Source organism: Thioalkalivibrio sp. ALJ1, assembly GCF_000745395.1.
Classification (GTDB): Bacteria; Pseudomonadota; Gammaproteobacteria; order Ectothiorhodospirales; family Ectothiorhodospiraceae; genus Thioalkalivibrio.
This window is the reverse complement of record NZ_KN050684.1, coordinates 1,606,708-1,620,917: the sequence shown is the minus strand read 5'-3', so window position 1 is coordinate 1,620,917 and position 14,210 is coordinate 1,606,708. Positions and strand designations below refer to the sequence as shown.

Genomic DNA, 14,210 nt, shown 5'->3' with positions numbered 1-14,210 from the left:
AAAGCTCACTCATTGTTTTCCTTGCCCGTCTTGCTGCCCCTCTATGTGGAGGCTTTGCCGGAAACGTAATGAGCGTTTCCCTTGCCCTCGGACCTGGCAATGGATTGGTAGAATGTATCCAGAAAATACCAGATAATCCGTTGGGTTGGGGCTTTTCCCTACAGAAACGCGCTTACTCCCCCTCAAAACGAAAACGCCCCCGATCTACGGGGGCGTTTTACCGGGCATATGCCCGGGATGTAGACAGACGTACCTCTAACCGTGGGTACCGGTCCGCGGGGCGTTGTCGTCCCCCTCGTCTACCGGCTGGAAGACCACATCCAGCGCCTTGGCCGCGGCCACTTCGTTGAAGCGGCGGTTCGGCAGGTTATGCGGCGCACTCTTGATGGTTTCCATGTCGTTCTCCGACTCGGCCAGGATGCAGGCCATCGCCTCGACGAAGCCGTCCAGCGTCTCCTTCGACTCGGTCTCGGTCGGCTCCACCAACAGGCACTCCGGGACCAGCAGCGGGAAGTAGGTGGTCGGCGCGTGGTAGCCGTGGTCGAGTAGCCGCTTGGCCACGTCCCCGGCCGTCAGGCCGCGCTCCTTGGCCTGTTTTTTCATCGTCACGATGAACTCGTGAGTGGCGCGGCGCTTGGGATAGGCCAGATCGAACCCGGCCGCCGCCAGTTCTCGCGCCAGGTAGTTGGCGTTCAGGGTCGAGAATTCAGAGACCCGCACCATGCCCTCGCGCCCCAGCATGCGCATGTAGACGTAGGCGCGCAGCAGCACGCCGGCGTTCCCGCCGAAGGCCGACAAGCGCCCGATGCTCTGCGGACGATCAGACTCCTCGGCGAGGCGATAACCACCCTGCTCCGCCTCGATCACGTGCGGGATCGGCATGAACGGCAGCAGACGCTCGGAGACGCCCACGGCACCAGAACCCGGCCCACCGCCGCCGTGCGGCGTGGAGAAGGTCTTGTGCAGGTTCATATGGATCACGTCGAAGCCCATGTCGCCCGGGCGCACCTTGCCGAGGATCGCGTTCAGGTTCGCGCCGTCGTAGTACAGCAGGCCGCCGGCGTCATGGACGATCTTCGCGATCTCGGAGATCCGCCGCTCGAACACGCCCACGGTTGACGGATTGGTCAGCATGATCCCAGCCGTCTGCGGGCCCACCGCGGCCTTCAGGGCCTCGATATCCACGTCGCCGGTCTCGTCGGTGGGGATCTCGCGCACCTCGTAGCCGCACATGATCGCGGTCGCCGGATTGGTGCCATGTGCGGCATCCGGGACGATGATCTCGCGGCGCTCGGTATCGCCGCGGGCGTCGTGGTAAGCCCGGATCATGGCCACGCCGGTGTACTCGCCCTGCGCACCTGCCATCGGCGCCAGCGACACGGCCTTCATGCCCGTCACTTCCTTCAGCATCTCCTGCAGCTCGAACATGGTCTGTAGGAAGCCCTGGCTGTGGCTGGCCGGGGCGTGTGGATGCCGGTTCAGGAATCCGGGCAGCATCGCCAGGCTGTTACAGGCGCGCGGGTTGTACTTCATCGTGCACGAGCCCAGCGGGTAGAACTCGGTGTCGATGGAGAAGTTCTTCTGCGACAACCGCGTGTAATGCCGCACCACGTCCAGTTCCGAGGCAGCCGGAAGACCCGGGGCTGACTTGCGCTGCAGGTTCGCGGGGATGCGGGTCGCCGCGTGGTCGCGCGGGGCCTGGGCCACGGCCGAGCGGCCGGCGCGGGAACGTTCGAAGATCAGATTGGCATCAGTGGTGCTCATAGCGGTTTCTCGCTTGCGTATTCGGGTAACGGTGACCGGGCACAAACCCGGGCACCGGCGGCGCGGATCCGGTCCGGCCGATTACTGGGTCGGACTCAGGTTGGCCCGGTCATCCAGGGCCGCGAACGCGGCGTCGTAGTCCGGCTCGTCGCCGATCTCGGAGACCAGCTCGGCGTGCATCACCAGGTTGTCTGTGTCCAGCACGACGACGCCACGCGCGGTGATCCCGGCCAGCGGGCCGTCCTGGATCAGCACGCCGTAGTCCTTGGCGAAATTGCGATCGCGCATCATCGACAGCACGGTCACGCGCTCCAGGCTCTCGGCGGCGCAGAAGCGGCTCATCGCGAACGGCAGGTCGGCGGAGACGATCAGGATCTCCAGGTCCGGACGGCTGGCCACCATCTCGTTGAACTTCTTGGTCGAGTCGGCACAGACCGGGGTGTCCAGGCTGGGTACGATGGAGATCAGCTTGCGCTTGTCACCAAAATCGCCCAGCGAGACGTCCTGCAGATCCTTGTTGGTCAGCTTGAAGTCCGGGGCCGGCGAGCCCACATGCGGCAGGTCGCCGTTGGTGTTGATCGGATTACCTTGCAGCTTGATTTCGGCCATGATTGCCTCCTAGGCGTTGTGTATATGGCACGTCAGGTCGGTGACCCTGGGGTTATGTATAGACTCAGGCGGCCTTCGCCTGCTCCCAGGTCGTCACGTACTGCTCCAGGTCGGATTCGGTCTTGGTCTCGGTGGCACAGGCCAGCACGCAGCCTTCCAGCTGGGCGTAGTCGCGACCCAGCTCGAAGCCCGGCAGTACGCCGGCGTCGGCCATGGCCTGCACCCGGGTTGCGGCATCGCCGCCGAAGTCCAGCGCAACCTCGTGGAAGTACTCGCCGGTAAAGCGCGGCTTGATCCCCTTCGCGGCCAGCTTCTCCACCAGGGCGTGAGTGTTCGCATAGCAGGCCTCGGCGACGCGGGTCAGGCCCTCGTCACCCAGCAACGACATGTGAATCGTCGCGGCCGTGACCACCAGGCCCTGGTTGGTGCAGATGTTCGAAGTCGCCTTGGAACGGCGGATATGCTGCTCACGCGCCTGCAAGGTCAGCACGAAGCCGGGCTTGCCGTCGGCATCCTCGGCACGACCAACGATACGCCCCGGCATCTGCCGGATGTGCTTCTTCAACGTGGTCATGAAGCCGAAGTACGGCCCGCCGGAGGACAGTGGTGCGCCCAGCGGCTGGCCCTCGCCGACCACGATATCCACGCCGTTGGTGCCCCACTCGCCCGGCGGCTTCAGCAGCGCCAGCGAGACCGGGTTCACCACGGCGATCACAGGGATGCCGCGTTCCTCGGCCCAGCCGGTGAGGGCATCCACGTCTTCCAGGATGCCGAAGAAGTTCGGCTGACTGATGACCATGGCGGTGACGTCCTCGTCCGCATGTGGCGCCAGAGCGTCCACCGGGGTCTGGCCAGTGGTCTCGTCGAACGGCAGTTCCACCAGATCGATGCCCTGGTTGCCGATCAGTGTCTTCACCACCTTGCGGTAATCCGGGTGCAGCGCCCCTGGCAGCAACACGCGCTTGGCCTTGGAACGGCGATTCACGCGCACCGCCATCAGCACGGCCTCGGCCAAAGCGGAGGCACCGTCATACAGCGAGGCATTGGAGACCTCCATCCCGGTCAGGCGGCTAATCATCGTCTGGTATTCGTAGATCAGCTGCAGCGTGCCCTGGCTGGCCTCCGCCTGGTACGGCGTGTAGGCGCTGTAGAACTCGCCGCGGGTGGCGATCTGCCACACGGCGGCCGGGATGTGGTGCTCGTATGCACCGGCCCCGATGAAATTCGATGGCATGCCGTCCAGCGCGGCCCGCTCCTGCATCAGGCGAGCAATGCCCATCTCGTTCTCGCCCTCGGGAATCCCGGTGAGCGGTGGCGAGCTCAGATCGGCCGGGATCTCGTCGAACAGGTCTTCGACGGAATCGGCACCGATGCGATCGAGCATGGCGCGGATGTCTTCTTCGGTATGCGGGATAAACGGCATGTCAGGTCTCGCTTTTGCCGGTTACGGCAACGTTCGGTTGGGTCCCGGCCGGACGCGGCCGGGACCGGTGATACGCGGCTACGCTCAGGATTCCGCCTCGACGTGCGCGGCATACGCATCCGCGTCCATCAGGGCATCCAGCTCGCCGGCATCGGACGGCTGCACCTTGAACAGCCAGCCGTCCTCGAAGGGCGACTCATTGACCTTCTCGGGGCTGTCGGCCAGCTCCTCGTTGATCTCGGTCACCTCGCCAGAGATCGGCGCATAGATATCGGAGGCGGCCTTGACCGATTCCACGGTCGCACAGGCGCTGCCGGCCTCGATGCTGCTGCCAGCCTCCGGGGCTTCGACAAACACCAGATCACCCAGCAGTTCCTGCGCGTGATCGGTAATCCCCACGGTCACGCTGCCATCCGCCTCGCTGCGCACCCACTCGTGGCTTTTGGTGTACTTCAGGTCCTTCGGTGCTTCGCTCATGACGTCTTCCTTTTGCTTGTTGGATCCCGCCTGCGCAGTGTAGTCCGGCGCAGGCGGGATGAGGCAATTCTAGTTAGCTCTTGAGTTCGATCTGCGGCTCGCCATTTCGGACAAACACCGGCTTCACCACCCGCACCGGCAGCTTGCGTCCGCGGATGTCCGCGTGCAGCTCCTCGGCCTCGACCCCGGCCGGGATTCGCGCAAAGGCGACCGACACACCGAGACTGGGGGAGAAACTACCGGAGGTCACCACGCCATCGCCGGCCTCGGTCTCGATGCGGGTGCCACCACGCAGCACCCCGCGACCGTCCAGCACCAGCCCAACCATGTGTTCCTTCACACCCTCGGCCTTTGACTGCTCGATCGGCTTGCGACCAATGAAATCGCGATCGGCATCCTTCAGGGCGATGGTCCAGCCAAGGTTGGCCGTCAGCGGATTGGTCTGGTCGTCCATATCCGTGCCGTAGAGATTCATGCCGGCCTCCAGGCGCAGGGTGTCGCGGGCGCCGAGGCCGATGGGGTGCACGCCAGCGTCCTTGAGCTTCTCCCAGAGACCGTCGGCCTCCTCCGCCGGCAGCATCACCTCGAAGCCATCTTCGCCGGTGTACCCGGTGCGGGCGACGAACCACTTGTCATTCCAGACCGCGGAAAAGGGCTTGAGATCCCCGGCCGAGCGCAGATCGGGTGGCAACAACGGCAGGGTCTTCTCCACTGCCTGCGGGCCCTGGATCGCGATCAACGCAAACTCCGGACGCGGCGCGACCGTGGCGTCGAAGTCCTGCGCCACCTTCTGCATGTGCGCGATATCACCCTCGGCGGTCGCCGCATTCACCACGGCGCGGTAGCTGGCGCCACCGGTCCAATAGATGATCAGGTCATCAATCACGCCGCCGGACTCATTCAGCATGCAGCTGTACAGGGCGCGGCCTTCGGTCTTCAACTTGGCCACGTCGTTCGCCAGCAGGTAACGCAGAAACGCCTGAGCCTGCGGGCCGTGGATATCCACGACCTGCATGTGCGAGACATCGAACATGCCAGCGGATTCGCGTACGCGCTTGTGCTCTTCCATCTGGGAGCCGTAGTGCAGAGGCATCTCCCAGCCGGCGAAATCGACCAGCTTGGCCCCCGCGCGCTGATGCGCGGCATGGAGCGGAGTTGTCTTCAACGTCGTCATCACATTCTCGCCTTGCGTCCGTATGGTGGTCAGTTCGCCGGCATCCGCCAGTGGAACCACGAGGCCCGGCCGCCGTGCTCCGGGCATAAAAAAAGGGGCGGCCGGCAGAGTGAATCTGCCAGCCGCCCCTCTGTCCTGAAACCTGAGAGTTTGCGCCGTGTCAGCTGCATCTGCGCTGCACGGCCGCCCCCTTCGGTGGACCGTTTCCGGCCGCTCTCCAGAGTGTGTCTCCTGCACCGTTCCGGTCCTGTAGCCTGAGCGATTCCGGGCGGATGTTGCGCCTTCGGCGTCTGCCAATCGACTCGCGATCGCAGATCTCTTCCAGAACGGTGTGCGGGCATTGTCGAGCACCCGCAGACGAAACTAATTGTAGACCAAAATACCCTCGCTGCGAAAGCCCGGACGGGCCGCGCCACTATTCCGCCGCCGCGGCCTGCCCCGTTACCTACCCCCTCATGCATCCAAAAAGCACCGTCATTGCGAGGAGCCGAAGGCGACGCGGCAACCTCCGTCCGAAACCACCGGATGCTGATCGTGACGCTCCGCCAGCTTTCGGAGGTTGCTTCGTCGCCTTCGGCTCCTCGCAATGACGGTGCCAGTGGCGACACTCTGCGCGCGCCCTACAACGCCATGTCGATCGCAAGCAGGACGACGAAGCCGACCAGGACCCCCACCGTGGCCTGGGCCTCATGCCCTTTCCGGTGCGACTCGGGAATGATTTCGTGGCTGATCACGAACAGCATCGCGCCGGCCGCAAACGCCAGTCCCCAGGGCAACAGGAACTCCATCAGCGTAACGGCACCCGCCCCGATCAGCCCCCCAATCGGCTGAACCAGTCCTGTCAGCAGCGTCACGCCGAAGGCCGCCCACTTGCTGTAGCCCAGCGACAAGAGGGCGATTGCCACCACCAGACCTTCGGGCATGTTCTGCAGACCAATCGCGATCGCCAGGGTGATCCCATCGCTGACATCATCCCCGCCGAAGCCCACACCCACGGCCAGACCCTCTGGCAGGTTGTGCAGGGCAATGGCAAAGATGAACAGCCAGACCCGGCGAATCTTCGCGGGGTCCGCCCCACTTTGCGGGCCAATGTGAAAATGCTCGTGCGGGACGCACTTGTGCAACGCGAGCAACGCACCACCGCCAAGGGCCATGCCCACTGACAGTACAACGATCGCCATGCCCACCCCACCGTACTGAAGCTCCGCCTGCTCCACCGATGGCAGGACCAGCTCGAAGGCCGTGGCGGAGAGCATTACACCCGCGCCAAAGCCCATCATTGCGTCCTCCACCGACTGACTGATGCGGCGCAGGAAGAAGATCGGGATGGCGCCCACCGCCGTCATCAGGCCGGCGACAAAACTCGCCAGAAGCCCAATTTGCAGCGTACTCATGTCCGCGGCCCGGTCTTCCAGCGTGGGCCAGACCAGGCTGATCAGCCAGATAAAGGCCGCCAGCGCGACCAGCGAGCCGACCAGGAAGATCCGGGGCACCGGCTTGGTGTGATCGTCCTCAGGCAAAGAATGGGGGGCGTCGCTCATGCTCGATCCTTGAACGTTGGCGTGGTGGGAGAGTACCCATCGACTTACTTCATGGAGCCCCGCCAGCCCATGGTGTTCCACAGCAAATTACTATCACTGAGGTACGCATAACCTATCGTAAACACGGGCGACGCGCGGTAGAGTTTTCAGACCATGCTGCAGCGGCACCAACGGACCACAAGGACCTCGTGATGCTCGACACCATCGACCAGTTCCTCGGCGACACCGCCGGCCTGCTCTGGGGCAACCCGATCACCCTGATCCTGCTTCTGGGCACCGGGCTCTATCTCACCATTCGCCTGGGTCTGGTCCAGGTGGTGGCATTCCGCGAAGGCTGGCGCGCCCTGCGCGGCACCGACGGGCGTGCCGGTGGCACCGGCCAGATATCGCCCTTCCAGGCGCTGTCGACCGCGCTGTCTGGCACTATCGGCACCGGGAACATCGCGGGCGTGGCCACAGCGATCGCCCTCGGCGGCCCCGGGGCCCTATTCTGGATGTGGGTGACCGCATTCTTCGGCATGGCAACCAAGTTCGCCGAAACCACCCTGGCGGTGCGCTACCGCGAGATTGCCCCGGACGGGAGCATCGCCGGCGGGCCGATGTTCACCCTGCTCCACGGACTCAAGATGAAGAAGCTGGCGATCCTGTTCGCCGCCTTCACCCTGATCGCCTCCTTCGGCATCGGCAACATGGTGCAGGCCAACTCGGTCGTCGACGGCCTGACCTTCATCGTGCCGGACCTGCGCGCCGACGACGACATCATGGGCTGGATGGCCCTGATCATCGGCCTCACCATGGCGGTGCTGGTGGCGTTGGTCATCATTGGTGGCGTCAAGCGCATCGCGATGATCGCCTCCACCATCGTCCCGTTCATGGCCGTGATCTACATGCTGGGCGCCTTCGTGGTGATCGTCGCCAACATCGAGGCCGTCCCGGCCGCGATTGGTACCATCTTGAACCTCGCGCTCAACCCCTGGGCTGCAGGCGGTGGCGCGATTGGTCTCGCCATCCAGTATGGGGTCGCGCGCGGCATGTTCTCCAACGAGGCGGGTCTGGGTTCGTCGGCCATGGCGCACGCCGCGGCCAAGAACGGTGATCCGCCGCGCGAGGGTTCGGTGGCCATGCTCGAGCCGTTCATCGACACCATCGTGGTCTGCACCCTGACCGGTCTGGCCATCGTCGTCACCGGCGCCTATATCGACCGTGCCGACGACGTCGTCGGGGCCTCGCTGACCGCGACCGCCTTTAGCTCCACGTTGGGTCCGTTTGGCGCCATGGTGGTCGGGATCAGTCTGATGCTATTCGCCTTTTCCACCATGATCGCCTGGTCCTACTATGGCGACCGCTCGGCCTACTTCCTGTTCGGCGAGAACGCGGTGATGCCATATCGCATCGTATTCGTCATCCTGATCGTGATCGGCGCGACCATCCCGCTGGGCGTAGTCTGGAACTTCTCCGACATCGCCAACATCGCGATGGCCGCCCCCAACCTGATTGCGCTCATCCTGTTGGCCGGCCTCGTCAAGAAACTGCGTGACGACTACGTGGCGCATCGCCCGATGCCGGATCGCCATGACGGATAGGGGGAACGGCACGGCCGCTGCCACCGATCCGTTCGCGCAAGGCCCTGCACGCCCGGATGCGGCAACGCTGGTGCGCGAGGTTGAGGCCGCCCTGAGCGAGGACCTGGGCCCTAATGGAATGGAGGGCGACCTCACCGCCGCTCTGGTCCCGGCCGACCACATGGCCCGTGCGACCCTGCTGCTCAAGGAGCCCACCATCGTCTGCGGCCAGGCCTGGTTCGAGCGCGCGTTCACCAGTCTCGCCCCGGAAACCCGGATCGCCTGGCTGGTCGCCGAGGGCAGCCACGTGGACATCCCCCATGGCCCGCAGACTATCGCGACTTTGGAAGGCCCGGCCCGCGCGGTGCTCGCTGCGGAACGCGCCGCACTGAACCTACTACAGACCTTGTCCGGAACGGCCACCGAGACCGCTCGCTGGGTCGCGCGCCTGGACGGCACGGGAAGTCGCATCCTCGATACCCGCAAGACCCTGCCCGGGCTGCGGCACGGACAGAAATACGCGGTGCGCTGCGGCGGCGGCTACAACCACCGCCTCGCCCTGTGGGATGCCGTCTTGATCAAGGAAAACCACATCGCCGCCTGCGGCTCCATCGCCGCAGCGGTCGAACGGGCACGCACACGGGGTGCCGGGCGCTGGGTGGAGGTGGAGACGGAGAATCTCGACGAGGTCGAGCAGGCCCTGGCGGCCGGGGCCGACGTGATCATGCTTGACGAGCTGTCCCCGGAAGACCTGGCCACCGCCGTGCAACACATCCGCGGCCGTGCGATCTCCGAGGCCTCCGGTGGGGTCACACCGGACACCCTGACGGCGATCGCGGCCACCGGCGTGGACTACATCTCGGTCGGCGCCCTGACCAAGCATCTCCACGCCATCGACTACTCCCTCCGCCTCGACTAACCCGCCCCTGCCCCCTCTCAGCGCCAGACGCCCCGGTGAGAAGGCCGCCGCGGCGCATCCAGTACTTGCGTGGCCTCGTCTAACGGCCTACCACTGGTGGCCAGGTTGGGTCCGATGTCCGTGTTTACGGTGTCTCCTCCGGTCCAGCTTACCGGTGGTCGTGGCTGGCACCCAGGACCAACGACCTCCAGATGTCCGCGTGGAAACGCGTGTTAGCGCTTGACGGTAGCTCGCAGGGCGAGACGGACCAGCGTCTCAACGGAGTCGGCCTCGCCGCGCACGGCGGCCACCATCTTCTCAGCGCTGGCGCGCGCGTAGCCAAGCGTTTCCAGGGCCGCCAGGGCCTCGCCCTCCATCGCGGCGGCGGGCGTCGGCTCGCTGCCGGGCACACCGCCGACGGGGCTACCGGTAAACCCCATCTCGGCGAGGCGTTCGCCGAGCTCCAGCACGATGCGTTCGGCGGTGCGCTTGCCGATGCCCGGCACCTTGGCCAGGCCGGTAACATCGCCCCCGCTAATGAGGCCCGCCAGCTCGTCGCCGGCGTAGGTGGACAGCATGGCCAGCGCCAGCTTCGCACCGATCCCGTTCACGCGAATCAGACGTCGGAACAGATCGCGGTCGCGCTTGTTCATGAACCCGAACAGCTGATGAGCGTCCTCACGCACAACCAGATGAGTGGCCAGCACCACGGTCTCGCCCGGCTCTGGCAGGGCCGCCAGCGTGGACAGTGAGACATCCACCTCGTAGCCCACACCACCAGCGTCAATCACGACGCCATTCACCTCACGGCTGATCAGCCGTCCCTCCAGCCGCGCGATCATGGGCGCCCTCCGATCATGGCAGAGGCCGCGCCCAGCAGGCGGGCCTCGTTTTGCTGGGTATGGGCGTGGCAAAGCGCGACCGCCAGGGCGTCGGCGGCATCGCTGCTGGCCGGTTCGGCCAGGCGTAACAGTTGCTGCATCATATGCTGGACCTGTTCCTTGTCCGCGCCACCGACACCAACCACGGCCAGCTTGATCGCGCGCGGGGCATATTCATGTACCGGGAGCCCGGCCTGAGTGGCCGCGCAGATGGCCGCTCCTCGGGCATGCCCCAGCTTGATCGCGGATTGGGCGTTGCGCGCCACGAACACCGATTCGATTGCCAGGACGTCGGGCTTCAACTCGTCGATCACCTCGACCACCCCGGCAAAGATCTCGCCCAGACGCTCGGGAAAGCCCTTGGCTTTGGGCCGGATGACGCCATGCCCGCAGGATCGGCCGCGGCTGCGATCGAACTCGATCACCGCAAAACCGGTGACCCGGGAGCCGGGATCAATCCCGAGGATTCGCATACTCGGCTACCGACCCGCGCGCAGAAGGCGATCAGTCACTACTGACCTCTTCGGGGAAATCGGCGTTGGTAAAGACGTTCTGCACGTCGTCGAGATCGTCCAGCATTTCCAGTAGCTTGAGGACCGACTCGGCGGTCTCCGCATCCAGCGGTGCCAGAGTGTCCGGTCGCCAGGTAACTTCGGCGTTCTCCGGTTCCATCCCGCGATCCAGCAGGGCCTGGCGCACGTCCTGATAGGTATCTGGTTCGGTGATCACCTCGATCGCGCCGTCATCCTCGACCTGCACATCCTCGGCACCACCCTCCAGGGCCGCCTCCATCACGGTCTCTTCGTCCAGCCCGGGGGCGAAACGAATCACGCCCTTGTTCTGGAACAGGTAGGCAACCGAGCCGTCGGTCCCCAGGTTGCCGCCCATCTTGGAGAAGGCATGACGCACCTCGGCAACCGTACGGTTGCGGTTGTCGGTCATGCAGTCGACCAGGACCGCTGCCCCGCCCGGACCATAGCCCTCGTAGCGGATCTCTTCGACGTTGTCGCCGTCGGATTCACCGGCGCCGCGCTTAGCCGCGCGTTCGATCGTGTCGCGGGTCATGTTGGCGCCCAGCGCCTTGTCGGTCGCCAGACGCAGGCGCGGGTTGGTCTCCGGGTCCGAGCCGCCCTGACGCGCCGCGACGGTGATCTCGCGGATCAACTTGGTAAAGAGTTTGCCGCGCTTGGCGTCCTGGGCGTTCTTGCGATGCTGGATGTTCGCCCACTTGCTGTGGCCTGCCATTCGGTCACGACTCCTTGGATTGGATTGAAGGCCCTGATGCACGCCAGGACCCATGAGATTCATACAGTCTAATCGCTGGGCCGGCGCTAATCACGGATGGGAGTGGCGCCGGCGTCGTTCGTCTCCACGCTCGGCGCGATAACGCGGCCACGCAGACCCCAATTACGGCAGGAACTCGCCTGTCTCCAGGAAATGCAGGGTCTCCTGCGCAACGGCGCGGTCGACCAGCATCCCCATGTGGGATTCCGGCAGGGTCAGATGGCGGAAGACATCCGGCCCCTGGGTCTCCTCCACCGCGACCATGCCGTCATGCGGATGCGGGAGGCGCGTGAACAGCGGACCCGGGCCCCGTGCGCGACTGCCGGCAATCATGCCGATATCGCGCCCACGCAGGATGGGGCTGCCACCCAGGAGACCGCGATCCAGGGCCGCGCCCAGCCACGAGCGACCAATCCGGTTCTGCGCCAGGCGCGCGGCCACCCGGCTGCCCTGAAGCGGCGACCCCAGCATTACGATACGGCCGGGGCGCTGCACTGGGGCGACCTCGAACAGGTGGCGGACGATCACTCCGCCCAGGCTGTGCGCGACCAGGTGCACCAGGTCCCCGGGGACGTCGTCAAGAAACGCGGCCAGGGCGCGGGCAGCCTGCTCCGGCGTCTGCCGGCGGGAGGCATAGCGAAACGGGTACACCTCGTGGCCACCTGCGCGCAGGCGGCGGCGCAGCAGGGCCATCTCCAGCCCCGTCATGTGCCAACCGTGGACGGTGACGACGCTGGTGCGCATACCGGCCATCGCGTGCGACCGGGCGCGGACTTACTCGGCCTGTTGCGTGGCGCTGGGGCGCAAGCGGATACCCAGCTCCCGCAACTGCTTCTCGCCCACCGGCGCCGGGGCGTCGGTCAGCAGGCAGGCTGCGGTCTGGGTCTTTGGGAAAGCCATGACGTCGCGGATGGAATGGGCGCCGCTCATCAGCATCACCAGGCGATCAAGACCAAAGGCCAGCCCGCCATGCGGCGGGGCGCCGAAGTTCAATGCATCCAACAGGAAGCCGAACTTCTCGCGCGCTTCCTCTTCACCGATGCCCAGGGCCTCGAACGCGGCCTGCTGCATCTCGGGGTTGTGGATACGGATGGAGCCGCCGCCCACCTCGGTGCCGTTGAGCACCATGTCGTAGGCACGCGAAAGCGCCTCGCGCGGATTGGCGCGCAGGGCCTCCGGGCTGTCCACCGCCGGGGCGGTGAACGGGTGATGCAGGGCGTACAGGCGCTTGTCGCCATCGTCGTACTCGAACATCGGGAAGTCGACCACCCACAGGGGCTGCCAGCCGGCTTCGACCAACTCCAGGTCATGCCCGATCTTCACGCGCAGCGCACCGATCGCCTCGTTGACCACCGAGGCCTTATCCGCGCCGAAGAAGATCAGGTCGCCGGCGGCGGCCGCGGTCTTCTCGAGGATCTGCCGGGTGACGTCCTCCGGCAGGAATTTCAGGATCGGCGACTGCAGGCCACCCTCGAGGTCGGTGGGGTCGTTGACCTTGATGTAGGCCAGGCCCTTCGCGCCGTAGCGGCCGACGTACTCGGTGTAGACGTCGATCTCCTTGCGCGTGAGCTTGGCCCCGCCCGGCACGCGCAACGCGGCCACGCGGCCCTCGGGGTCGTTCGCCGGGCCGTTGAACACCTTGAACTCCACCGCCTGCATCACCTCGGTCAACTCGGTGAACTCCAGCGGGATGCGCAGATCGGGCTTGTCCGACCCGAAGCGGGCCATCGCCTCGGCGTAGGCCATGCGCGGGAACGGATCGGGAAGCTCCACGCCCTGCACCTCGCGGAACAGGTGCCGGATCAGGCCCTCGGTCACATCCATCACGTCGGACTCGTCGACGAAGGCCATCTCCATGTCCAGCTGGGTGAACTCCGGCTGGCGATCGGCGCGCAGGTCCTCGTCGCGGAAGCAGCGGGTGATCTGGTAGTAGCGGTCCATGCCCGACATCATCAGCAGCTGCTTGAACAGCTGCGGGGACTGTGGCAGGGCAAAGAAGCTGCCCGGATGCGTGCGGCTGGGCACCAGGTAGTCGCGCGCGCCTTCTGGCGTCGCCTTGGTCAACATCGGGGTTTCCAGGTCGAGGAAGTCGCGCTCCTCGAGGAAACGACGCATGGCGGCGGTCACCTGCGCACGCAAACGCAGGCGTTGCTGCATCAGCGGACGGCGCAGGTCCATGTAGCGATACCGCAGGCGGGTGTCCTCGCCGACGTCTTCATCGTCCAGCGGGAACGGCGGAGTCTTCGCGACGTTCAGGACCTCCAGCTCCAGGCCCAGGATCTCGACGGCGCCGGTGGTCAGGTCCGGGTTCTCGGTGCCCTCGGGGCGTCGGCGCACGCGGCCCGTCATGCGGATCACATATTCGCTGCGCAACTGCTCGGCGCGGGCAAAGACCGCCTCGCGATCCGGGTCGAACACCACCTGCACCAAGCCCGCATGGTCACGCAGGTCGACGAAGATCACGCCACCATGATCCCGCCGGCGGTTCACCCAGCCGCACAGGGTCACCTCCGAGTCGAGTTCGTTCTCGGTGACACGTCCACACAGATGAGTTCGCATTGCGCTGTTCCAGCCGAAGGGCACGACCGCTTCCGGGT

General features: G+C 65.6%; 13 protein-coding genes and 2 riboswitches. Of the genes, 2 read left to right on the top strand and 11 right to left on the bottom strand.

The window, feature by feature from the left end; genetic code table 11:
- Positions 1-255: 255 nt before the first annotated feature.
- From gcvPB to F462_RS10000, 6 genes are all read right to left on the bottom strand, one after another.
- Complete coding sequence (gcvPB, locus tag F462_RS10025) at positions 256-1,764, bottom strand: aminomethyl-transferring glycine dehydrogenase subunit GcvPB (protein WP_018140683.1); 1,509 nt, start codon at positions 1,762-1,764, stop codon at positions 256-258.
- An 81-nt stretch (positions 1,765-1,845) separates the two neighbouring features.
- Entirely contained in the window at positions 1,846-2,373 is a 528-nt protein-coding gene (tpx, locus tag F462_RS10020; protein WP_018140682.1) for a thiol peroxidase, read from the bottom strand.
- Positions 2,374-2,437: 64 nt separating this feature from the next.
- Positions 2,438-3,796 (bottom strand): aminomethyl-transferring glycine dehydrogenase subunit GcvPA, encoded by a 1,359-nt coding sequence (gene gcvPA, locus F462_RS10015; RefSeq protein ID WP_038053801.1) that lies wholly within the window; start codon positions 3,794-3,796, stop codon positions 2,438-2,440.
- An 84-nt stretch (positions 3,797-3,880) separates the two neighbouring features.
- The gene (gene gcvH, locus F462_RS10010) at positions 3,881-4,273 is read right to left on the bottom strand and encodes a glycine cleavage system protein GcvH (RefSeq protein ID WP_018140680.1); all 393 of its coding nucleotides are present in this window, start codon (positions 4,271-4,273) and stop codon (positions 3,881-3,883) included.
- Positions 4,274-4,346: 73 nt separating this feature from the next.
- Positions 4,347-5,447 (bottom strand): glycine cleavage system aminomethyltransferase GcvT, encoded by a 1,101-nt coding sequence (gene gcvT, locus F462_RS10005; protein WP_026181518.1) that lies wholly within the window; start codon positions 5,445-5,447, stop codon positions 4,347-4,349.
- A gap of 120 nt (positions 5,448-5,567) precedes the next feature.
- Positions 5,568-5,678, bottom strand: a riboswitch (glycine riboswitch).
- Between the two features lies 1 nt (position 5,679).
- A riboswitch (glycine riboswitch) is annotated at positions 5,680-5,781 on the bottom strand.
- A gap of 286 nt (positions 5,782-6,067) precedes the next feature.
- Complete coding sequence (locus tag F462_RS10000) at positions 6,068-6,988, bottom strand: ZIP family metal transporter (RefSeq protein WP_038053796.1); 921 nt, start codon at positions 6,986-6,988, stop codon at positions 6,068-6,070.
- A gap of 191 nt (positions 6,989-7,179) precedes the next feature.
- On the opposite strand from F462_RS10000, the gene F462_RS09995 reads away from it, so the two are divergent.
- Together F462_RS09995 and nadC are read left to right on the top strand one after the other, a co-directional pair.
- Complete coding sequence (locus F462_RS09995; RefSeq protein ID WP_038053793.1) at positions 7,180-8,571, top strand: alanine/glycine:cation symporter family protein; 1,392 nt, start codon at positions 7,180-7,182, stop codon at positions 8,569-8,571.
- Positions 8,561-9,469: a carboxylating nicotinate-nucleotide diphosphorylase gene (gene nadC / locus F462_RS09990; protein ID WP_038053791.1), complete on the top strand. Its 909-nt coding sequence runs from the start codon at positions 8,561-8,563 to the stop codon at positions 9,467-9,469. Before F462_RS09995 ends, nadC begins: the two co-directional genes overlap by 11 nt.
- 212 nt (positions 9,470-9,681) lie before the next feature.
- On the opposite strand, the gene ruvA is transcribed toward nadC, so the two are convergent.
- The 5 genes from ruvA to aspS all read right to left on the bottom strand — a co-directional run bounded on the left by ruvA (position 9,682) and on the right by aspS (position 14,172).
- The gene (gene ruvA / locus F462_RS09985) at positions 9,682-10,290 is read right to left on the bottom strand and encodes a Holliday junction branch migration protein RuvA (RefSeq protein ID WP_038053784.1); all 609 of its coding nucleotides are present in this window, start codon (positions 10,288-10,290) and stop codon (positions 9,682-9,684) included.
- Entirely contained in the window at positions 10,287-10,802 is a 516-nt protein-coding gene (gene ruvC, locus F462_RS09980; RefSeq protein WP_018140674.1) for a crossover junction endodeoxyribonuclease RuvC, read from the bottom strand. The genes ruvA and ruvC overlap by 4 nt, the downstream gene beginning before the upstream one ends.
- A gap of 31 nt (positions 10,803-10,833) precedes the next feature.
- Positions 10,834-11,574: a YebC/PmpR family DNA-binding transcriptional regulator gene (locus F462_RS09975; RefSeq protein ID WP_018140673.1), complete on the bottom strand. Its 741-nt coding sequence runs from the start codon at positions 11,572-11,574 to the stop codon at positions 10,834-10,836.
- 162 nt (positions 11,575-11,736) lie between these two features.
- Entirely contained in the window at positions 11,737-12,366 is a 630-nt protein-coding gene (locus F462_RS09970) for an esterase/lipase family protein (protein ID WP_038053781.1), read from the bottom strand.
- A 21-nt stretch (positions 12,367-12,387) separates the two neighbouring features.
- Complete coding sequence (gene aspS, locus F462_RS09965; RefSeq protein WP_038053778.1) at positions 12,388-14,172, bottom strand: aspartate--tRNA ligase; 1,785 nt, start codon at positions 14,170-14,172, stop codon at positions 12,388-12,390.
- Positions 14,173-14,210 lie beyond the last annotated feature (38 nt).

Bases quoted from the DNA above. Each gene is read 5' to 3' on its own strand.
- gcvPA (WP_038053801.1), bottom strand. From the start codon at position 3,796: ATGCCGTTTATCCCGCATACCGAAGAAGACATCCGCGCCATGCTCGAT.
- F462_RS09995 (WP_038053793.1), top strand. From the start codon at position 7,180: ATGCTCGACACCATCGACCAGTTCCTCGGCGACACCGCCGGCCTGCTC.
- tpx (WP_018140682.1), bottom strand. From the start codon at position 2,373: ATGGCCGAAATCAAGCTGCAAGGTAATCCGATCAACACCAACGGCGAC.
- F462_RS09970 (WP_038053781.1), bottom strand. From the start codon at position 12,366: ATGGCCGGTATGCGCACCAGCGTCGTCACCGTCCACGGTTGGCACATG.
- F462_RS09975 (WP_018140673.1), bottom strand. From the start codon at position 11,574: ATGGCAGGCCACAGCAAGTGGGCGAACATCCAGCATCGCAAGAACGCC.
- gcvPB (WP_018140683.1), bottom strand. From the start codon at position 1,764: ATGAGCACCACTGATGCCAATCTGATCTTCGAACGTTCCCGCGCCGGC.
- F462_RS10000 (WP_038053796.1), bottom strand. From the start codon at position 6,988: ATGAGCGACGCCCCCCATTCTTTGCCTGAGGACGATCACACCAAGCCG.
- gcvT (WP_026181518.1), bottom strand. From the start codon at position 5,447: ATGACGACGTTGAAGACAACTCCGCTCCATGCCGCGCATCAGCGCGCG.
- ruvC (WP_018140674.1), bottom strand. From the start codon at position 10,802: ATGCGAATCCTCGGGATTGATCCCGGCTCCCGGGTCACCGGTTTTGCG.
- nadC (WP_038053791.1), top strand. From the start codon at position 8,561: ATGACGGATAGGGGGAACGGCACGGCCGCTGCCACCGATCCGTTCGCG.
- gcvH (WP_018140680.1), bottom strand. From the start codon at position 4,273: ATGAGCGAAGCACCGAAGGACCTGAAGTACACCAAAAGCCACGAGTGG.
- aspS (WP_038053778.1), bottom strand. From the start codon at position 14,172: ATGCGAACTCATCTGTGTGGACGTGTCACCGAGAACGAACTCGACTCG.
- ruvA (WP_038053784.1), bottom strand. From the start codon at position 10,290: ATGATCGCGCGGCTGGAGGGACGGCTGATCAGCCGTGAGGTGAATGGC.